A 20,750-nucleotide genomic window follows, 5' to 3' on the forward strand; every position below is an offset into this window, starting at 1 on the left:
GCGTGTTGATAGGTTAAATATTAAAAAATGAATTATCACACCTAAAAATAATAAATAATAAATATCATTTTTTGATGAATTGTTTTTTTAATATCTATTCCGAATACTGCCGCATGTTTATTTGGCTATGCTTGCCGCAGGAAAATCGGCCGACCGTTCTCGGTACCATAGAATGTAAAAAAGACGTCAATTGACGTCTTTTTTATGTCTAAAATCTCAGTTCTCCGCCCCTACACACGAGGGTACAACAATACTCACATTCCCTGATAAATAGGCCCTTCTCCCCCCTGTGGCGCGGTCCAGGTAATATTCTGGGTCGGATCTTTAATATCACAGGCTTTACAGTGCAGGCAGTTTTGCGCATTAATCTGTAAATAGGGCTGTTGTTGATCTTCAACAATCTCATATACCCCCGCAGGACAATAGCGGGTTTCCGGCGCGGCATAATCGGCTAAATTAACGGCGATGGGAATTCTGTTATCCGTTAGCTTTAGGTGACAAGGCTGGTCTTCCTGATGATGGGTATTTGACAAAAAGACCGATGACAAACGATCAAAAGTCAGCACACCATCGGGTTTAGGATAATGTATCCGTTTAGCATTCACCGCCAACTGTAAGGCTTGGTGATCGCGTTCAGTCAGTTTCAGCGTCCAGGGAACACGGCCTTTAAACAGCAATTGTTCGGTGCCAAACAACATAGAACCCCAATAGAGCCCTTTTTTCATATAAGGTTTGAAATTTCGCGTTTGGTACAGTTCTTTATACAACCAGCTTTCCTGAAAGCCCTGCTGGTAAAGCGTCGATAGCGTCGTTTCATCGACTGAATCTTGGTTTTGCTGATGAGCTTCCAATAACGCCTGAAAGGTCGCTTGCGCGGCTAACATGCCACTTTTTATAGCGCAATGGCTGCCTTTAATTCGTGCCGCATTAAGAAACCCGGCATTGTCCCCTAACAAAGCACCGCCTTTAAAACTCAGCAATGGCAATGAGGAGAGTCCACCGGCAACCATTGTTCTGGCACCGTAACTCAACCTTTGTCCATGCTGTAAAAAGGCGCTAATCGCTGGGTGAGTTTTCAAGCGTTGAAACTCTTCAAACGGCGACAGATAAGGATTGGCATAATTCAGTCCGACGACTAAGCCAACAGAAACCAGATTATCGCCATAGTGATAAAGGAAACCGCCACCGTAGGTATCATGGCCCAAAGGCCAGCCGGCACAGTGGATCACTAATCCTGGCTGATGTTGTTCAGCGGGAATTTGCCAAACTTCTTTTAGCCCCAAACCATAGGTCTGAGGGGCACTTTGGCTATCTAAGGCAAACTTCTCAATCAGCATTTTGCCTAATTGGCCACGGCACCCTTCAGCAAACAAGGTGGTTTTAGCCAGTAAATTGATTCCCGGCTGATACTGGGCGGTTGGCTGACCGGATTTATCGACCCCTTGATCACCGGTGACTACGCCAATCACTGCCCCTTCATCATTATATAAAACATCACTACCGGTAAAACCGGGGTAAATCTCCACTCCCAACTGTTCGGCCTGTTCAGCCAAACCAGCACAAATCAGCCCTAAACTGCCGATAAGATTGCCGTGATTGGTAAAGCAGTCAGGCAATAGTTTTTGCGGAATGCGGGTTGCTCGTCGGTCGTTTAAAAAGAGAAACCGATCTTCCGTCACTGGCGTTAGAGGAACGGCCAGCATCTGCTGCCAGTCAGGTAATAGTTCATTCAGAGCAATAGGATCGATAACGGCACCCGATAAAATATGTGCGCCAATACTGGCACCTTTATCAATCAGACAGACTGAAAGGGAATGTTGATGTTGTGCAGCCAGTTGTTTTAAATGAATGGCTGCAGCTAATCCAGACGGCCCTCCACCAACGATTAACACATCAAACTCCATTGATTCTCGTTCAGGCTCATTAGCAAGGGGCTGTTGACTCAAGTTCATATTTCCTCCTGACAAAAAATGATCTGCTGCCGTTAAAGCCACCCCGGTGCTAAACCAGTGCTTTTTCTAATTCGGGTAAAATCTGGAATAGATCGCCGACAATACCGTAATCTGCAATCTGGAAAATCGGTGCATCTTTGTCTTTATTTATCGCCACAATCAGTTTGCTTTCTTTCATTCCGGCGATGTGCTGAATCGCCCCTGAAATCCCCACGGCAATATACAAATCAGGCGCAATGATTTTTCCAGTTTGTCCAACCTGATAATCATTCGGTACATAACCCGCATCGACGGCGGCTCTTGAGGCACCAATCGCCGCCCCTAATTGATCGGCAATTTTCTCAATCAATTGGAAATTCTCTTTGGAGCTCAAGCCGCGTCCACCGGAGATAACGATTTTTGAGGTGGTCAACTCAGGACGGGAAAACGGCGTTAATGATTGACTAATGTGCTGTGATACCCCAAAAACGGCAGCGCCATTGACGCTTTTTATTGGCGCATTCTGTTCGCTATATTTCGCCGGAGAGAAAGCGGAGCAACGAACGCTAATCACTAACTGATGCCCATTGTTCTGTACCGTTTCCAATGCATTGCCGGCATAAATTGGGCGTACAAAGGTTTGTGCATCGCAAACTTGGGTAATATCAGATATCTGCGCCACATCCAGCGTCGCCGCCAGCCGTGGCGCAATATTTTTGCCATAGCTGGTGGCCGGGAAAATAATATGACTAAAGCCAGTAGCCAATGGCACAATGGCTTCGGTGACCTCTTCCGCCAATTGACTGGCGTAGTGTGCTGCATCACAAACTAATACCTGACTCACACCGGCAATGCTACGGCCCATTTCTGCCGCAGCCTGACACTGATAACCCACCACTAACAGCTGTATATTGGCGCTTTCCGCTGCTGCTATTTGTTGCGCAGCGATAACTGCATTCAATGTGCTGCTTTTTAATGTTTTATGGTCATGTTCAGCGATCACTAAAATCATGGAATTGCTCATTTTCAGTGCCCTCTTGAGTTAAATCGCTTTATGTTCTTTTAAAACAGAAACCAACTGTCCCGCATTTTCTAACCACTCACATTGCGCATGACGTTTCACTGGTTCTGATACTTTCAAGGTTGTTAGCTGATTAATTGGCGCAAAATTCAGCGAATCCAGAGGGAGGACATCCAATGGCTTATTCTTGGCTTTCATAATATTCGGCAAGCTGGGATAACGAGGCTGATTTAAGCGTAAGTCAGCAGTGACTACGGCAGGTAATGTCAGAGCCAGCGTCTCCAGTCCGCCGTCAATTTCTCGAGTTACTTCAATATGTTGGCTATCCGTTATATTGAGTTTCGAGGCAAAGGTTGCCTGACCACATTTTAATAGTGCCGCCAGCATTTGACCGGTCTGATTAGCGTCATTATCAATCGCTTGTTTACCTAATAAAATCAGTTGAGGTTGAACTTGCTCACTGACGATTTTCAGCAGTTTAGCGATATCTAACGGCTCAAGGGGTATCCCATTCACATTGTCGATCAAGATAGCGCGATCCGCCCCAAGCGCAAGTGCACTGCGCAATGTTTCCTGAGTGAGTTTATCGCCGATCGATACAGCGATAACTTCAGTCGCTACCCCAGCTTCTTTCAGGCGTACCGCCTCTTCCAGTGCGATTTCATCAAATGGATTAATGGACATTTTGACATTGGCGAGTTCAACGCCTGAACCATCCGCTTTAATACGTATTTTAACGTTATGGTCAATAACCCGTTTTACGCCGACTAATATTTTCATTTAATACCCCTTCATTTTTACTGTCGTCAAAGAACGATGAAAAATAGAGCTCGATAACATCAATACGGCTAACGGTTGTCAGGCAATATCAGTGCCGGTGCTACCGATGGAGGCCAGATCTTGGTGACGAAGTAATAAATCACACCGGTGACCACTAAACCGACAATCCAGGAAATATCCGTACCACCAAGGTCATCCACCAGCGCACCGGTATAAAAACTGGTGGCAATAAACGGTAATTGAATGAGCAGCCCCAACAGGTAGGTAATAATGCCGGGCATATTCCAGCGACCATAACGACCGTTTGGATCTGACAGAGCCGGTAAGTCATAGCGACCTTTGGTCACCAGATAGTAATCCACCAGGTTAATGGCGCTCCATGGCGTGAAAAATGCCAGCAGGAACAGGAGGAAAGCGGTAAAAATCTTGAGAAATGAATGCTGTCCTAGCAACGCTAACAGGGTAGAAAATCCCACCATCATGATAATAAAAAACAGGCGTAGCTTAGGTGATACGCTTGGTTTACCGCGAAATCCGCTAACAATCGTGGCCAGAGACATAAAGCTACCGTAAGCATTCAGTGCAGTAATCGTTACTTTGCCAAAGAAAATGCCAAAATAGAGCAATCCCGCAATTAATCCGGTACTACCAAGACTCACGATGTACGTCACCTCATGACCAGAAAACCGATCGCCGGCCAATGCCGCAGCAAATACGCCCAGCACCATTGAAGCCTGGGTGCCTATCACCGTACCTAACCCTACCGCCAGAAAAGCTTTAACGGTGGAAGTCTTACTCGGCAGGTAACGTGAGTAGTCCGCAACATAAGGGCCAAAAGCAATTTGCCAAGAGGCCGATAAAGACATCGCTAATAAGAAGTTAGCCAGTGTAAAGTGACGATTGCTGAGTAGCGCTTGTATGTCATATCCATACAGGATTTTAAAAAACAGATAAAAGAAAACCACTATCCCGACTACGCTGGCGACTTTACCTAAAATATGAATCACCCGATAACCGCAAATGGTGATGCCAATAATTACCGCACCAAAAATCAGCACGCCAAACCAATTACTGACGTTGACCAGTTGAGCAATGGCCTGTCCCGCCAGCACGGTACCACCGGCGGAGAAACCAACATACATAATACAGACTAAAATAATCGGCAGTACTGCGCCGTAAACACCAAACTGCACGCGACTTGAGATCATTTGCGGTAAGCCGAGCTTCGGTCCCTGTACCGCATGCAAGGCCATCACACATCCGCCTAAAATCTGGCCGATCAATAACCCAATCAAAGACCAGAACACATCACCGCCGAGTACCACCGCCAATGCACCGGTAACAATCGCGGTAATCTGCAAGTTAGCGCCAAACCATAGGGTAAACTGACTGAATAGACTGCCGTGTCGCTCAGCTTCAGGAATATAGTCAATGGAACGTGACTCAATCAATGGGGCTCCCTGAGATGGGAGTATTGTCTCTTGTTGTGAATTCTCAACAATGGCCATGATATATGCTTCCTCTCGTTATCTAACAGACTCGGGTGATGTTGCCTTTTCTTATTGTATTACCCAGCTCAGGAAAGCGTTGAGCACACTCACCGTCCGTCATCTAATGATGACGTAGTGAATGACGCCGCTCATCGGCTGTTCAATAAGCTACGGGAAATAATGATTTTTTGTACTTCAGACGTTCCCTCGAAGATACGTAGAATGCGTGCATCGCGTACATAACGCTCTAAAGGTAGATCACGAATGTAGCCATAACCACCGTGTAGCTGTAATGCTGCATCGGTAACAAACCCGGCACACTCTGCGGCAAACAGTTTTGCCGTCGCTGAATCAAGGCTAAAGCGTTGGCCACTATCGCGTTTTTCAGCGGCTTGCCAGGTCAACATGCGCGCGGCCTGTAAACGAGTATGCATATCCGCCAGGCACCACTGGGTTCCTTGATAGGCCATTAACAGCTTTGAACCAATTTGCCGATCTTGTACCCATTGCAAACTGCTTTCCATGGCGGCACGAGCAATGCCAAGAGACATGGCGGCGACCTCAACGCGACCTCGATCCAAAACTTCCATGGCCGTTGCAAATCCATGCCCCTCTTTACCCAATAACGCTGAGTCTGGTAACCAGCAATCTAATGCCAGTTCATAGATGGTACTTCCCCGTAGCCCCATGGTTTTTTCCGGACTGGAAAACGTAATACCGGACGTCCCCTTAGGGATAATAAAAGCGCTGATGCCGTTATGGCCTTCTGAAGGCGCTGTTTTGGCATACAGCACAATAAAATCGGCTTCGCGGGCGTTGGTAATGTAGTGTTTGTTGCCCTGAATATGCCAACCGTCGGTTTCACGTTTCGCCACCGTGCGCATATCCGCGGGGTTAGAGCCCGCCGCCGGTTCAGTTAAGGCAAAAGCCCCTAATAGCTCACCGCTGGCGGCGCGAGGCAACCAACTGTTTTTTTGCTCTTCGGTTCCACCAATCAAGATGGAATCAGTAGCTAAAAAATGGGCGGTCAACGCAGATGCGGTGGAGGCACAAGACGCGGCAATCGCTTCAACCGCCTGACTCATCGCCACGCTACTGACGCCAAACCCGCCATAGGCTTCCGGTAAATTAATGCCCATACAGCCCATTTCACCCAGCGCCGTTAAACTCTCCTGACAGAAGATTTCATTCTCATCATAATGTTGCGCCTGAGCCTTCAAAATATCCTGCGATACGCTCTCAACCGCATCAACAATGGCGCGTTCTGTTTCATTAATTTCAAAGCTCATGAGTTGCTCCTGTTAGTAAAGAGTGAGCCGGAACACCGTATAGGCTATTTGCTTCCCCTAATTGCGGTGCTCGGGTCGTAACGTGGGGTTTATGGCCGTTAAAGAATACCGGCTGTACAACCAGAGGTTTACCTTGATCCGCCGGCTGCACCAGTAACTGACGAGCTTGAGCATGCTCACTCTCCGTTACCTGCGCCAGATTATTGATTGGCGAGGCAGGAACCCCGGCTTCTAATAACAGATCGCATAACTCGGCGACGTTGAATGCTGCCGTCCAGTGTTCTATTTTCTGCTTTAACAACTGCTCATGTTGAGTTCGGCTGGCGTCATCAATAAAGCGGACGTCATTCGCCAATTCAGGCTGCCCCATACATTCACACAAACGCAGGAACAGGCGCTGACTGGCTACGGCAATCACCACCAAACCATCGGCAGCACGGTAAGTATCAAAGGGGGTTGAAACAGGATGGCGATTACCAATCTGGCCCGGTGCACTACCGTGGGCAAACAGATTAGATAACCCCGTGACCTGCATACTGACCAGCACATCTAACATTGCCACATCAATATATTGGGCATCAGGATGATGACGTTCCCGGGCAAATAATGCGCTACTAATGGCCCAGGCAGCATAGATCCCGGCACAAACATCGCCTAATGACTCACCGCTACGGGTGGGGCCAGTTGCCGGAAAACCGGTAACGCTCATTAATCCAGACATCGCCTGAGCAATAATGTCGTAGGCTGGATGCTTCGCCAGAGGGCTATGCTGACCAAAGCCGGAAATGCTGGCATAAATCAATCGAGGGTTATATTGCTTCAAGGTATCGAAATCGATCCCCAACCGCTGTGTCACGCTGGGACGGAAATTTTCTACCACCACGTCGACATCGGCGACCAGCTGATAAAAATGCTGTTGGTGTTGCGGAGATTTGAAATCCAGTTCAATGCTGCGCTTACCACGATTAATCAGTCCGTAGTAAACGCTTTCACCGGAGAGAAAAGGCCCTAAATGTCGGCTGTCATCACCGTGCTTTGGCGCCTCAACTTTAATCACTTCCGCACCAAGGTCGGCCAACATCGCTGTACAATAAGGCCCGGCCAAGACCCGACTCAAGTCCAGTACCCGCACGCCACTCAGTGGCTGGTAACGTTCTGTTTGCTGTGTTTCTTTCGCCATATCGTTCTCAATGCTCCGCTGATACAAGTAAGACTATGTACTCGTTTGAACTCAGACGGCTTTTCAATGAGTTTGCTAAAAGGCCGCTATTCCATAAATGAGTACGGTTCTATTACGCCATTGACAGTCGTAACGATGTCCCTTAGTTACGGATAAAAACCAGCAGTAAAACCCGATATAACAAGCAAGGTGTCAAGCAATGCAACCATTGATTAACATATAGTTGTATATACATGCATATTCAATAAACGCTTATCTGGCCATTTACCGGCAAAGCATGACGCACCCTGATGAAAAAAATTAAATAGCTATTGATTTACATGATATTAAGTGAAATCACACAGCAAGCGCGGTGACTTATTACCACGATTTCTATTAAAAACAGCCTAAAAAATTAATTGAATTTGCGGCACAAATCACAAATAAAATAAACATAAATTTAACATTTCAAGTCAAAGGAAAAAGTAAGCGCTAGACATGGTGGTTTTGTCATTCATTGATCACTTAGCCATTAGCCTGACTAGCGAGAAGAACAGAGGAAAGAATCGCTCATGTTGTGTATCAGAACACAACCATAAGGCAGTATGAGCTCGGCAATAGAACCAATGAGCAGATGCTCATCGGCTAATTTTTCAGGAGAAATAAATAAAGTATTGGCTTGGACATTCTTAATTTACTGCTTAATACCAAAAAGCCTCGTGGGTAATCCCAATAGATTGAGCCTGAGACAGACTAGCCATCGTCCTTGAAAATCACCCTAGCACCTGTCAGCCATTCATGGCATCACCAACGGCATCACTTATGACATAAAGTGCCCTTTTAGGCGATGACGTGAACCGGGATATAAGAGCCTGGCATAACTAACATGATGCTGCTTTGACCAAGTACGACGACAAATCAGCAGACAGGGCTCATGGGGAGCCAACTGTAACCATTTACTTTGTTGAGCAGTTGCGGATACCGCCTCAACGATATGCTCCCCTTCGGTCAATGGCGCCACCAAATTGAGATAAATATTCGGCGTCAACTGAGTGAAATCCTGTTTTAGATAATCCGGTGCGATTGCTGGATTCACATAGCGATCCTCGATCTGAATGGGCACCTCATTTTCATAATGGATAATCGTCGAGTGGAAAATTTCACTACCGGGCAAGATATTTAATGCCATAGCCTGCTCTCTGTCGGCTACCGTAGCCTGATGCAACATCACATCACTACGATGTTGATGATGTCTGGCAAGAATTTCATCCGCAATATTCTGGATTTCAAACAGAGAAGATTGCCTTTTAGGTTCGGCCACAAAGGTGCCGACTCCCTGCATTCTGATGAGTAATCCTTCGGCAGTCAGCTCACGCAGAGCCCGATTAATCGTCATGCGACTAAAACCCAATAATTGAACTAGCTCTGTTTCAGAAGGTACACGATCGTTGGGACGCCACTCACCGCAGAGAATTTTATCCGCCACCATCTCTTTGACTTTGGCATACAGCGGGAGTGGTCCAGACTGCTTTAAAGCGAGTTTTCCTACCTGAAGTGTCATCATCTGAACTCCTGTGATATTGCAATCATCGAGTATATTGTGATTTTAATTCTAGTGGCTGTTACGCAACCTGTATGTATCGCTGGGCAAAAATCGTGATCTCCCCCGATGATATGCCTAACGATAAAGAAGCAGAGTGACAATGCATGGTGAATTAAGGTGCTAAAAACATCAATTAATGGCACCGCTACGCGACAAATAACAACATGATAAATTGAATAAATGCTCCTTCAGCACCCAATCCCCCTGCGATTCAAAAACACAATACATTGATAAATAAAGAATTAAATACATCACATGATTGAATTGTGTGCTGCACATCTTATTTTGGAAAATATTTCCAATTTATATCTGGTTTAAAAAAAAAAGCTTGGTACAGTAATTAAGCAACAGAAATGAAATATAAGGCTTCGACCATCCAGTTAAACCGGATAACAGCACATTTTCATATAATTAATGAGGTATATCATGAAGTTAGAAGTAGAGGTTCTTACGCGTGAAGCGTTTAAACCTTATGGTGACGTGATACAAATAGAGGGAGCCAGTTCATTTTTTATTAATGAAGGTATGACTGAACGGTTTCATGACTTAGCCAAAGTTGAGTTCTTCGAGCAAGACCGGGTGTTAATGAGCATTAATAAGGCTAAACCTAGCCCAATGCCCATTAAAGTTTCATTACTGGAAAAACACCCATTGGGGACTCAGGCATTTATGCCGCTTAGGGGAGAGAAGTTTGTCATTATCGTGGCACAGCCAGGAGAAGATATTGACACCAATACACTACGCGCCTTTATTACCGATGGTACTCAGGGAGTTAACTACCATTGTGGCGTGTGGCACCACCCTCTTTTTGCCTATCAAAAAGAGACCGAGTTTTTTACCGTTGACCGCGCAGGGGAAAATAACTGCGTAGTCAAAAAGTTGCCAAATGTGTACGAACTCGAACTTTAATATCAGTTTATTCCGGGAACTAACGACAGTCAGGTGAAAATTGAATACTATTGTCGTATCAATGAATCATCCAGCATGAAAAGGCTATTCCATGAATAGTCGGTTACCGGAGAGTTAAGTCATGAACGCAACAGGACGAAGAGGACGCCCCGCTCAGGCTGACGCAGCCCCACAAAAAGGGACTCAAGCATTAGAACGAGGCATTGCCATACTGCAATACTTGGCTGAATCGGGAGGGAGTGCATCTGTGACCGTATTATCAGAAAAGTTAGATCTTCCTCTATCGACCTCTTTCCGACTGCTCAAGACCCTTGAGAATGCGGGATTTATTTATCAGGATGCTCAGCTTGGATGGTGGCATATTGGGTTAGGATTATTTACTGTCGGCTCATCCTATTCGCGCAATAGTGATGTAGTTTCAGTGGCCAGACCCTTTATGAGGAGGCTGATGGCGCTATCTGGTGAAACGGCTAATCTGGCTATCTGTAATTCTAATGAGGCGGTTCTTATTAGCCAATGTGAATGTCAGTCGATGATTAGAATGTGTGCACCAATAGGCAGCCGCTTACCGCTACATGCTTCCGGCGCAGGGAAAGCGCTAATTTATTCGCTTCCTGAAGAAGAAATTCTGGAAGTCATTGTGAGTAATGGATTAAAAGTCTTTACTGACAATACGTTAAATAGTTTTAACCAACTGATACAGGATTTAGCACAGTCCAAACAACGTGGATTTAGCATTGATAACGAAGAACATGCAATAGGGTTAAACTGCATTGCTTCCGCAATTTTTAATCAGAATCATGATGTTGTCGCATCAGTATCCATATCAGGACCGAGTACCAGAGTAGTACAGGAAAGGTTTGAAGAGTTAGGTAAGTTAGTACATACCACGGCACAAAATATTAGTACCGCATTAGGTTATCAACCGGTTTGACGCAGTCACCGCCGTAGGTAGCTTAGTAGTATGTCACTGAATTAAATGTAATTTTATACTGTCCGCCAGTCATAGCGGTTTTTTTTAAGATTTTTACAAGTTGGAAAATAATTCCAACAAAGTAATTAGTAAAGTTTAAAACACTCAGTGAATAAGGTGGTTAAAAATGGCAAAGATGAGCGCAGTAGAAGCAGCAATGCACGTACTGGAAAAAGAAGGAATTACCGTCGCTTTTGGCGTTCCAGGAGCCGCGATTAACCCGTTTTACTCGGCAATGAATAAACACGGGAAAATTCAGCATTATTTGGCCCGGCACGTAGAAGGTGCGTCCCATATGGCCGAAGGCTATACTCGCGCTAATCCAGGTAATATCGGCATGTGTTTGGGTACATCTGGCCCGGCTGGCACCGATATGATTACCGGACTCTACTCGGCCATTGCCGACTCGATTCCAATTCTGTGCATCACCGGACAGGCTCCTCGTGCCCGCTTACATAAAGAAGACTTCCAGGCGGTTGATATCGAGTCCATTGCTAAACCGGTAACCAAAATGGCCGTTACCGTATTGGAACCGGCACTGGTTCCCCGCGTACTACAGCAAGCATTTCACACCATGCGTTCAGGACGCCCGGGCCCGGTACTGATCGATTTACCTTATGATGTTCAGGTCGCTGAAATTGAGTTTGATCCGGACAGCTATGAGCCGATTTCCGTTTATAAACCAACGGCAAGCCAACAGCAAATCGTTAAAGCCATTGATATGCTGATGTCAGCAGAAAAGCCGCTTATCGTCTCGGGCGGTGGGGTTATCAATGCGGATGCTTCAGCATTATTACAAGAATTTGCTGAAATCTGTCAGGTTCCGGTTATTCCTACCCTGATGGGTTGGGGCACAATCCCTGACGATCATCCGTTAATGGCAGGTATGGTTGGGCTACAAACATCACATCGTTATGGTAATGCGACCTTACTGGCATCAGATTTAGTCTTTGGTATTGGTAACCGCTGGGCAAACAGACATACCGGCTCGGTTGATAAGTATGTTGCTAACCGCAAAATTATCCATATCGATATCGAACCAACCCAAATTGGTCGAGTACTCTGCCCCGATCTGGGCATCGTTTCCGATGCTAAAGCCGCACTTGAGCTACTGGTTAGCGTAGCCAAAAAAATGAAAGCAGAAAACCGCATCCCTGACCGCTCCGCATGGGTTGAAGAGTGTAATCAGCGTAAACGCACGATGTTACGCAAAACTCACTTTGATGATGTGCCGGTGAAACCGCAGCGGGTTTATGAAGAGATGAATAAAGCTTTTGGTCGCGATGTCTGCTACGTCACCACCATTGGTTTATCACAAATTGCCGCGGCGCAAATGCTACACGTCTTTAAACCTCGCCATTGGATTAACTGTGGTCAGGCCGGTCCTTTAGGTTGGACAATCCCATCGGCCTTGGGTGTGTGTGTCGCTGACCCAGCACGTAAAGTCGTTGCTATCTCGGGTGACTATGACTTCCAGTTTATGATTGAAGAGCTGGCCGTCGGTGCGCAATTCAAACTGCCTTATATCCATATTTTAGTGAACAACGCCTATTTAGGACTGATCCGTCAGGCTCAGCGCGCGTTCGATATGGATTACTGCGTACAGCTGTCATTCGACAATATTAACAGCAGTGAAGTAAACGGGTATGGCGTCGATCACGTTAAAGTCGTCGAAGGATTGGGCTGTAAGGCCATCAGAGTATTTAACCCGGACGATATCCAGCCTGCATTAGTCAAAGCTCAGGCGTTAATGAAGCAGTTCAGTGTTCCGGTAGTGGTTGAAATTATTCTTGAGCGAGTCACCAATATTTCGATGGGTGGCGAGATCGACAATGTTAATGAGTTTGAGCCAGTTACTGACCGGATGGAAGATGCACCAACCGAAACCTGTTTTATGAAATATCAATAAAAGGGATCTTATCATGCTTAAATTTTCAGCTAACTTATCAATGCTGTTTACCGAATATGAATTTATGGATCGCTTTGCCCACGCTGCCAAAAATGGATTTAAAGCGGTGGAATATATGTTTCCATACGCCTATTCCAAACAGCAGCTGCGGGATCAGTTAGATGATCATAACCTGACCCATATTTTGCATAATTTACCTGCGGGAAATTGGGAACAGGGAGAACGAGGAATTGCCTGCTTACCTAACCGAGTCTCAGAATTTCAGGATGGTGTTGGCGCCGCTATTGAGTACGCCAAACTACTTGGTAACGATAAAATCAACTGCCTTATTGGTAAAACGCCGCAGGACGCCAATAAGCAATTGGTCGATCAAACGGTGATTGATAACCTGAGTTTTGCCGCTAATGAGTTAAAAAAAGAGAATATCCAGCTATTAATTGAACCGATTAATAACTATGACATTCCCGGCTTTTATTTGCAGGGAACCGAGCAAGCGCTGGATTTAATCAAATCAGTTAACTCTAATAACCTTTATGTTCAATACGATATTTATCATATGCAAAGAACTGAAGGTGAATTAGCTGAAACCGTCGCAAAACATTTAAATAAAATAGGCCATATCCAAATTGCCGATAACCCAGGAAGAAATGAACCTGGCAGCGGTGAGATTAACTATGAGTATTTATTCTCACGCATTGCTGAGCTCGGTTATAAAGGATGGATAGGCTGCGAATATAAACCCAAGCAGTCAACGGAAACTGGGCTGAAATGGCTTAAAAAATATCAGCTCTAAATAGCATTAAAAACTAGCCACATATTAATCATTAATTATCTCTCTGGGATAAGGATACTTATTAATTCATTTTTATGTGGCTAGAAAAATTATTTAACTTAAAAATTAACGTTCGCACGAGGTAATAACATGAAAATCGGATTTATCGGGCTAGGGATTATGGGTACGCCAATGGCTGGTCATATTCTTGCGGGTGGCCATCAGCTACACGTCAATACCATCGGTGATGTTCCATCTACGCTGTTAAGCGCGGGTGCCAAGGTCTGTGCTACTGCCCGCGAGGTTGCCGCAGCCAGTGATATCATTTTTATTATGGTGCCGGATACGCCGCACGTTGAAGAAGTTTTGTTCGCCGAGAATGGCTGTAGCGAAACTGACCTACACAATAAAATCATTGTCGATATGAGTTCCATCTCACCTATCGAAACCAAAAAATTTGCAGAAAAGGTTCGTCAGCTTGGTGGTGAATATCTGGATGCTCCGGTATCCGGCGGTGAAATCGGTGCTCAACAGGCATCCCTGACCATCATGGTCGGCGGTAAACCAGAAGTATTTAATCAAGTTAAACCGCTGCTTGAACTAATGGGTAAAAATATCACCCTGGTTGGTGATAATGGTGACGGACAAACCTGTAAAGTAGCTAATCAGATCATTGTGGCACTCACCATTGAAGCGGTATCCGAAGCCCTGTTATTCGCCGCCAAAGCCGGCGCTAACCCGGAAAAAGTGAAAAATGCCCTTATGGGTGGTTTCGCCTCTTCCAGAATATTAGAAGTGCATGGTGAAAGGATCATTAAACGCAACTTTGAACCAGGATTCAAAATAGCACTGCATCAGAAAGATCTAAAACTAGCCTTACAGGGTGCCAGTATATTAGGCATCAGCCTGCCGAATACTGCCACATGTCAGGAATTATTTAATTCGTGCGTGGCTAATGGTCGCGGACATCTGGACCATTCAGCAATGGTTAATTCATTAGAACTCATGGCCAATTATAAAATCAATCATCCCGCATGATTTTTATAATTAATATTAAAGTCGTATCACATTACGACTTTAATATTTAATCTCATTAAAATTAGCTACAGCTAATTACTTGTAGTAAGGAGTTGTCAAATGGAAATAAATAAGCCCCTGGAGGCTGAATCAATCCCATCAACCCTTCATGTTGAAAAAGATGCAATTTATTCAAAAATAGCCTGGCGGATCATGCCAATCCTACTGATTAGCTATATTGTCGGATATCTCGACCGCGTAGGAATCTCATTTGCCAAGTTCCAGATGATGCCTGATTTATTAGGTAGCAATGTCGGCATGGCTGAAACGGTATATGGCTTAGGTGCCGGTGTGTTTTTTATCGGCTATATCATCGCCGGAGTGCCCAGTAATATTTTACTCAGCCGCTATGGCGCCAGACGGATCATCGCCTTTCTGATGATTGTTTGGGGCACTATTTCAATGTTAACCATGTTTATTACCACGCCGACGCAATTCTATATCGCCAGATTTCTACTGGGGATTGCGGAAGCCGGATTCTATCCTGGTGTTATTCTCTATCTAACCTATTGGTTCCCATCCAGCCGCAGAGCCAAAATGACGGCACTGTTCGTTTGTGGCATTCCTATCAGTAATATTATCGGCGGTCCACTGTGCGGATGGATTATTGAAAGTATGGACGGGTTAATGAATCTGTCCGGCTGGAAATGGTTATTCTTTATCAGTGGGCCTCGGGCATTGATTACCGCTCTGGTGATCTTCCTGTTCCTTGATAATACCTATAGCAAAGCCAAATGGTTGACCAAAAGAGAAAAAGACTTAATTGACGAGGATATGAAAGAAGCCAAGCGTCAACAAAGTACCTCATGTAACAGCGGTAAAGAGTGGACAACCAAAGAGATGCTGAAGTCCTGGAACTTTAGCAAAATGTCTCTAATTTGTTTTTGTACCGTTATGGGGCAAGGCGGGCTGGCATTCTGGGTACCAACCATCATTAAAGACACCGGCGTTGAGTCAGTATTCGATGTTGGGGTGATGACCATGTTCCCTTATATGCTGGCGGTGGTCGCCATGCTATGGGCGGCTCGTAGTTCAGATAAATACCGAGAAAGACGATGGCATATGATAGTTCCCTTCCTGATTGCTGCCGTTGCGCTTATCTGTATTGGTCTGTTCCAGGACGATAAAACCGCCGTCATGATCGCTTTATGTGTCGCCGTTGCAGCGAGTCTGGTACCTTCACCGCTATTTTGGAGTTTACCTAACGCGATATTTACCGGTGGATGTGCAGCAACCTGTATTGCCCTGATTAACTCTTTTGCTAATATTGGCGGGTTTATCTCTCCCTATATTATTGGCTACTTTAAAAGTATCAGCGGCGACAATCTATTAGCTATGTGTATCTTAGCTTTAATGATGATTTGTGGCGCAATATTAACTTACACCGTTCCAGCTAAATTAGTTAACAAATAGAAAACTCAGTAAAGAAAGTCGAATAGTTATATATTTTTAATCATAGATAATGAATGTATCTATCGGCTACTGCTGGAAATTTTATACAAATTTAAGAATTGATAGGCAACATCTGAATTAATATTCGTATTAATTCAGATGTCCGAACTATTGCGTTTATTTATTCCTGATAAGGAATCCAGAAAATATGAAAATAGTTATTGCCCCTGATTCATTTAAAGAAAGCCTGACATCTCAAGAGGTCGCCACGGCTATTGAGTCAGGATTTAAAACGGTATTTCCTCATGCTGAATTTATTAAACTGCCCATTGCCGATGGCGGCGAAGGAACGGTTGATTCATTAGTTGCTGCAACGCAGGGACATATTGAACATTTAATCGTTACCGGACCTATTGGTGAACAAATAGACAGTTTTTATGGCATCACCGGAGACGGTCAATGTGCCATTATTGAGATGGCTGCCGCCAGTGGATTAATGCTGGTTCCCACTGCTCAACGTAACCCAATGGAAGCCACCAGCTATGGCACCGGAGAGTTAATTACCTCAGCATTGGATAAAGGCATCAGACATCTGATTTTGGGGATTGGCGGAAGTGCTACCGTTGATGGCGGCATCGGTATGCTACAGGCGCTGGGCGTCAGATTTATGGATAGCCATTTGAAAGATGTTCCTTTTGGCGGCCATGGACTAGAGCGTTTAGCACATATTGATATCAGTGAATTAGATCCCCGAATCCACGAGTGCAAAATTGATATTGCCTGTGATGTCAATAATCCGCTTATTGGTGAATTTGGCGCTGCTCAGGTATTCGGTCCACAAAAAGGCGCAACGCCGGAAATGGTCGAACGGTTAGATCGCGCTTTAACCAACTATGCTGATGTGATTAAGCACGAGCTCAATATCGAATCCCACTATATTCACGGCGGTGGGGCAGCCGGAGGAATGGGCGTAGCCGCCAAGGTGTTCCTTAAAGGTCGTTTACGTTCCGGTATTGATATTGTGATTGAAGCTATCGGTCTGGAAAAAGAACTGAACAATTGTCAGTTGGTGATTACCGGTGAAGGCTGTATCGATGGGCAAACCACTGGCGGTAAAGCGCCAATTGGCATCGCTAAGTTAGCCCAGCGTTATAACATACCAGTGATTGGTTTTGCCGGTATATTATCTGAAGGGGCAGAAGTTGTTCACCAACACGGCCTGGATGCCATATTCAGCATCCTGCCACGGTTAAGCAAGCTGGATGATGCCCTCTATAGTGCAGGTGACAATCTCTATAACTGCGCCAGGAACGTAGCTGAAGCATTGCAAATCGGCCAAAAATTAACGCCTGCATACATGTCAAGCAAGGAACAATAATCGTTAATCAAACAAGAGGCTACATCATTTAATTGGGTTCAGTATCATGCTGAACCCAACAATACTTATTAGCCATTTATCAATCACTGATTGCCATCAGAAACCCAAACGCAAACGCAACCGGATAAGGTAAACAAACACAATAATAGCGCTATTCCCAGTCGTTTTATGCTCATCAGCAATCCCATCCCATTTTAGCTGGTTTACCGTACCCAGAATTTCTTAACCTATCTTTACGGCCTGTAATAGTAACTGGTCATTTCGACCAAAAACTAACGCATTAATATATTTTTTCATCGAGAGTAGCAAGGTGTAATTAAATAATATTATCTACATTCAGTTCAGCATCAGTCTGAAACCAATAAGCGTTACCCACTACTTACAACATATTAAGTTATAAAATATAATTAATATCAATTCAAAAAAGACACACCTTTATTAAGGTCAAATTGCCAGCAAATTTCTTACCGAATCAGTGATAAGACTTGCATGTATTCGATGCGTTGTAATAATATGCAGACCAATGAGTCAATTGGATTTGATTTAAATCACTACCAAGCAACAAATTGAATTAATCAGAAAACTTAAAGTTACTGAAACAGGGACGTATCATGAAGTATAATAAAACTCATCTTAGCCTTATTCTTGGCATGGGTATTTTAACCCCTTTACATAGCATGGCCATAACAATACTGGGCGACAAAGATTTTCCTTCATCGGGCGTCAGCTCAGAGCTAGATGAAATCAATATATTGACTACAATTACTGTTCCAACAATAACTACCTCTTCAGCAACCGCCCTTCTGGCCTCCAAAAATAATTTATCGATTAATAGCCCAAATAAACTCATCATTACTTCATATGCGGCTAAAAATCACGATTCCTCATACGGAATTAGAGTTGTTAATAGCCATTTAACATCGAATAGCGATCTGGACATTAATATTAAAGATGGCCTTGATAACCAAGGACGTGTCATATTTAACGATAAATATGGCGCAGCTATTCACCTTGATAACCAAGGACATGCCATATTTAACAATAAGGTTACGATTAATAATACCAGCAGTTCACTGGACACCTTTGTTGGCATTATGGCATACAGCAGTAATGCTGGTAGTTCTTCTGCCAAGTTTGAAGATGATGTCACCATTAATGCATTGGGATCCCGTAACTTTGGGATAGTCGTTCTAAATGACAATGATACGACTGGAAAAGGGGGAGAGTTAACCTTTAACGGTAAGGTCGCGATTCATATAAAGGAAACTGGCGGCGTAGGTATACTTGCAGAGCAAATGGAAAATGCCACCCCGAATTCAGGCGCTTCTATTTTATTTAATCAAGGACTGGACGTTGTGACGGAGAATGGACCAACCATTCGCGCATCAATGCATGGCTTAAATCTTACCATTAATGGCGACAGCCGTATTGTCTCAAAAAATACCGATGGTGGTACATATAATGCAATTCACGCTACCGCCGGCACCATTAATATTAATGGCAAAAGCACCATCGTTGGCAATATCTCAGGGTATAATACAGGCGTCATTAACTTAAATTTATTATCCGGTTCGACCGTGACCAGTACCATAGATAACCACAGCATCATCCCTAGACCGTCAGATCATCCTGTGGCTAAAATCAAGGTTAATATGGCATCTGGTGCTAGTTGGAATATGACAGGGAACTCCTATATTGATACCTTAAGCGGCAGCGGTACCGTCGCTTATCAAACCAGTAACACCCCCTATGGCCTACTGATGGTTGAAGATTTAAGTGGCTCAGGATCGTTTGTGATGCGTACCAACCTTGTTGGTGATGGCACCGGTAGCAATCAAGGGGATTTACTCAAAATTATCGGTACAACCTCAGGCAGTCATACGTTAACCGTGTTAAATAATGGCTCTGCTGCAACCAACGGTACCGAAACGTTAACGCTGGTTGAAACCTCTGATGGTAATGGCCAATTTGCCATGAATAGTAAGGTTGAATTAGGTGGATACCAATACGATCTGAGAAAAACCGGTAATAACTGGGAGCTCTTCGGTGCAGTCATTGAAACCGATCCGGGCACCGATCCGGAAATAGGTCCAGAGACAGGTCCAGAAACAGATCCGGGCACTGGCACTACTCATCCAGAACCAGAAATCACGACCACCGCAGACGCTAGCGCTAATTTTCTCAACGTTGGCTATCTGATGAGTTATGCGGAGAACCAAACCTTACTGCAACGCATGGGAGATCTGCGTCAGAATAGCGAGCACGGGAATATGTGGCTACGCGGTTTTGCCGGTAAGTTCGATTCATTTGCTGGCGGCAAGCTCAGTCAGTTTGACATGACTTATCAGGGCATGCAGATCGGCGTTGATAAACGACTCGCTATTGAATCACCGATCTTTGTTGGCCTATTTATGGGGCAAACTCAAGGTAGCCCGAATTATCGTTCTGGTGACGGCAGTACCAAATCCAGCAACGCCGGTCTTTACGCGAGTTATATTCGTCATAATGGCGCCTATCTGAATGCTACCGCCAAATATGCTCGCTTGAAAAACAGTTTTAACGTTAAAGACAGTCAGAATGAGCGAGTCAGCGGTAACGGCAGTTCAGACGGTTTAAGCCTTTCATTAGAGGGCGGCCATAAGTTTAATCTGAGTGAGACAAATAACGGTCTTTATATTGAACCTCAAGTTCAGTTTACCTATGGCCATCAGGCCGCAACAAACATTACTGCGTCTAACGGATTGCGCGTTGACCTAGGCAGCTATGAGTCAATGCTGGGCCGAGTCAGTACCTTATTTGGCTATGAGCTCAACGCTGGAGATAATCAAGTTAACGTTTATCTGAAGACCGGCTTGGTTCGCGAGTTTGATGGCAATGTGGATTATCGATTAAACGGTTCTCAGGAACAGCATACCTTCAAAGGTAACTGGTGGAATAACGGCGTTGGCGTCAGTGCACAGCTAAGTAAAGCACACACTTTCTATCTGGACGTTGATAGCGCTACCGGCAATAAGTTTAACCAGCATCAGGTGAATGGCGGCTATCGTTTTAGCTTCTAATTCTGCAC

15 protein-coding genes are annotated in these 20,750 nt (G+C 44.7%); 8 read left to right on the forward strand and 7 right to left on the reverse strand.

Going from position 1 to position 20,750, the window contains the following annotated elements:
- Positions 1-254: 254 nt before the first annotated feature.
- From BMZ28_RS01615 to hutC, 7 genes are all read right to left on the reverse strand, one after another.
- Complete coding sequence (locus BMZ28_RS01615; RefSeq protein ID WP_074820272.1) at positions 255-1,952, reverse strand: electron transfer flavoprotein-ubiquinone oxidoreductase; 1,698 nt, start codon at positions 1,950-1,952, stop codon at positions 255-257.
- 49 nt (positions 1,953-2,001) lie between these two features.
- Positions 2,002-2,955, reverse strand: a complete 954-nt coding sequence (locus BMZ28_RS01620; RefSeq protein ID WP_074820274.1) for an electron transfer flavoprotein subunit alpha/FixB family protein — start codon at positions 2,953-2,955, stop codon at positions 2,002-2,004.
- An 18-nt stretch (positions 2,956-2,973) separates the two neighbouring features.
- The gene (locus BMZ28_RS01625) at positions 2,974-3,732 is read right to left on the reverse strand and encodes an electron transfer flavoprotein subunit beta/FixA family protein (protein ID WP_047779997.1); all 759 of its coding nucleotides are present in this window, start codon (positions 3,730-3,732) and stop codon (positions 2,974-2,976) included.
- A gap of 68 nt (positions 3,733-3,800) precedes the next feature.
- Entirely contained in the window at positions 3,801-5,240 is a 1,440-nt protein-coding gene (locus BMZ28_RS01630) for a purine-cytosine permease family protein (protein WP_074820278.1), read from the reverse strand.
- 131 nt (positions 5,241-5,371) lie between these two features.
- Positions 5,372-6,511 (reverse strand): acyl-CoA dehydrogenase family protein, encoded by a 1,140-nt coding sequence (locus tag BMZ28_RS01635; RefSeq protein ID WP_074820280.1) that lies wholly within the window; start codon positions 6,509-6,511, stop codon positions 5,372-5,374.
- Entirely contained in the window at positions 6,501-7,691 is a 1,191-nt protein-coding gene (locus BMZ28_RS01640) for a CaiB/BaiF CoA transferase family protein (RefSeq protein WP_047779994.1), read from the reverse strand. The genes BMZ28_RS01635 and BMZ28_RS01640 overlap by 11 nt, the downstream gene beginning before the upstream one ends.
- A 799-nt stretch (positions 7,692-8,490) precedes the next feature.
- Positions 8,491-9,231, reverse strand: a complete 741-nt coding sequence (gene hutC, locus BMZ28_RS01645; RefSeq protein WP_047782483.1) for a histidine utilization transcriptional repressor HutC — start codon at positions 9,229-9,231, stop codon at positions 8,491-8,493.
- Positions 9,232-9,699: 468 nt separating this feature from the next.
- Between hutC and BMZ28_RS01650 the strand changes: the two genes are divergently transcribed.
- The 8 genes from BMZ28_RS01650 to BMZ28_RS01685 all read left to right on the forward strand — a co-directional run bounded on the left by BMZ28_RS01650 (position 9,700) and on the right by BMZ28_RS01685 (position 20,742).
- Positions 9,700-10,182, forward strand: a complete 483-nt coding sequence (locus tag BMZ28_RS01650; RefSeq protein ID WP_047779993.1) for an ureidoglycolate lyase — start codon at positions 9,700-9,702, stop codon at positions 10,180-10,182.
- Positions 10,183-10,303: 121 nt separating this feature from the next.
- Complete coding sequence (locus BMZ28_RS01655; RefSeq protein WP_074820282.1) at positions 10,304-11,116, forward strand: IclR family transcriptional regulator domain-containing protein; 813 nt, start codon at positions 10,304-10,306, stop codon at positions 11,114-11,116.
- Between the two features lie 166 nt (positions 11,117-11,282).
- Complete coding sequence (gcl, locus tag BMZ28_RS01660; RefSeq protein ID WP_047779991.1) at positions 11,283-13,064, forward strand: glyoxylate carboligase; 1,782 nt, start codon at positions 11,283-11,285, stop codon at positions 13,062-13,064.
- 13 nt (positions 13,065-13,077) lie between these two features.
- Positions 13,078-13,857: a hydroxypyruvate isomerase gene (hyi, locus tag BMZ28_RS01665; protein ID WP_047779990.1), complete on the forward strand. Its 780-nt coding sequence runs from the start codon at positions 13,078-13,080 to the stop codon at positions 13,855-13,857.
- Positions 13,858-13,986: 129 nt separating this feature from the next.
- Positions 13,987-14,874, forward strand: coding sequence for a 2-hydroxy-3-oxopropionate reductase (glxR, locus tag BMZ28_RS01670; protein ID WP_047779989.1), 888 nt, complete (start codon positions 13,987-13,989; stop codon positions 14,872-14,874).
- A 99-nt stretch (positions 14,875-14,973) separates the two neighbouring features.
- A complete protein-coding gene (locus BMZ28_RS01675) occupies positions 14,974-16,326 on the forward strand; it encodes an MFS transporter (protein WP_047779988.1) in 1,353 nt (450 codons plus the stop codon).
- Positions 16,327-16,513: 187 nt separating this feature from the next.
- The gene (locus tag BMZ28_RS01680) at positions 16,514-17,683 is read left to right on the forward strand and encodes a glycerate kinase (RefSeq protein WP_074820284.1); all 1,170 of its coding nucleotides are present in this window, start codon (positions 16,514-16,516) and stop codon (positions 17,681-17,683) included.
- 611 nt (positions 17,684-18,294) lie between these two features.
- Complete coding sequence (locus BMZ28_RS01685; protein ID WP_074820286.1) at positions 18,295-20,742, forward strand: autotransporter outer membrane beta-barrel domain-containing protein; 2,448 nt, start codon at positions 18,295-18,297, stop codon at positions 20,740-20,742.
- Positions 20,743-20,750 lie beyond the last annotated feature (8 nt).

It is taken from the genome of Pragia fontium DSM 5563 = ATCC 49100, from assembly GCF_900112475.1.
Classification (GTDB): domain Bacteria; phylum Pseudomonadota; class Gammaproteobacteria; order Enterobacterales; family Enterobacteriaceae; genus Pragia; species Pragia fontium.

Bases quoted from the DNA above. Each gene is read 5' to 3' on its own strand.
- BMZ28_RS01615 (WP_074820272.1), bottom strand. From the start codon at position 1,952: ATGAACTTGAGTCAACAGCCCCTTGCTAATGAGCCTGAACGAGAATCA.
- BMZ28_RS01620 (WP_074820274.1), bottom strand. From the start codon at position 2,955: ATGAGCAATTCCATGATTTTAGTGATCGCTGAACATGACCATAAAACA.
- BMZ28_RS01625 (WP_047779997.1), bottom strand. From the start codon at position 3,732: ATGAAAATATTAGTCGGCGTAAAACGGGTTATTGACCATAACGTTAAA.
- BMZ28_RS01630 (WP_074820278.1), bottom strand. From the start codon at position 5,240: ATGGCCATTGTTGAGAATTCACAACAAGAGACAATACTCCCATCTCAG.
- BMZ28_RS01635 (WP_074820280.1), bottom strand. From the start codon at position 6,511: ATGAGCTTTGAAATTAATGAAACAGAACGCGCCATTGTTGATGCGGTT.
- BMZ28_RS01640 (WP_047779994.1), bottom strand. From the start codon at position 7,691: ATGGCGAAAGAAACACAGCAAACAGAACGTTACCAGCCACTGAGTGGC.
- hutC (WP_047782483.1), bottom strand. From the start codon at position 9,231: ATGACACTTCAGGTAGGAAAACTCGCTTTAAAGCAGTCTGGACCACTC.
- BMZ28_RS01650 (WP_047779993.1), top strand. From the start codon at position 9,700: ATGAAGTTAGAAGTAGAGGTTCTTACGCGTGAAGCGTTTAAACCTTAT.
- BMZ28_RS01655 (WP_074820282.1), top strand. From the start codon at position 10,304: ATGAACGCAACAGGACGAAGAGGACGCCCCGCTCAGGCTGACGCAGCC.
- gcl (WP_047779991.1), top strand. From the start codon at position 11,283: ATGGCAAAGATGAGCGCAGTAGAAGCAGCAATGCACGTACTGGAAAAA.
- hyi (WP_047779990.1), top strand. From the start codon at position 13,078: ATGCTTAAATTTTCAGCTAACTTATCAATGCTGTTTACCGAATATGAA.
- glxR (WP_047779989.1), top strand. From the start codon at position 13,987: ATGAAAATCGGATTTATCGGGCTAGGGATTATGGGTACGCCAATGGCT.
- BMZ28_RS01675 (WP_047779988.1), top strand. From the start codon at position 14,974: ATGGAAATAAATAAGCCCCTGGAGGCTGAATCAATCCCATCAACCCTT.
- BMZ28_RS01680 (WP_074820284.1), top strand. From the start codon at position 16,514: ATGAAAATAGTTATTGCCCCTGATTCATTTAAAGAAAGCCTGACATCT.
- BMZ28_RS01685 (WP_074820286.1), top strand. From the start codon at position 18,295: ATGAAGTATAATAAAACTCATCTTAGCCTTATTCTTGGCATGGGTATT.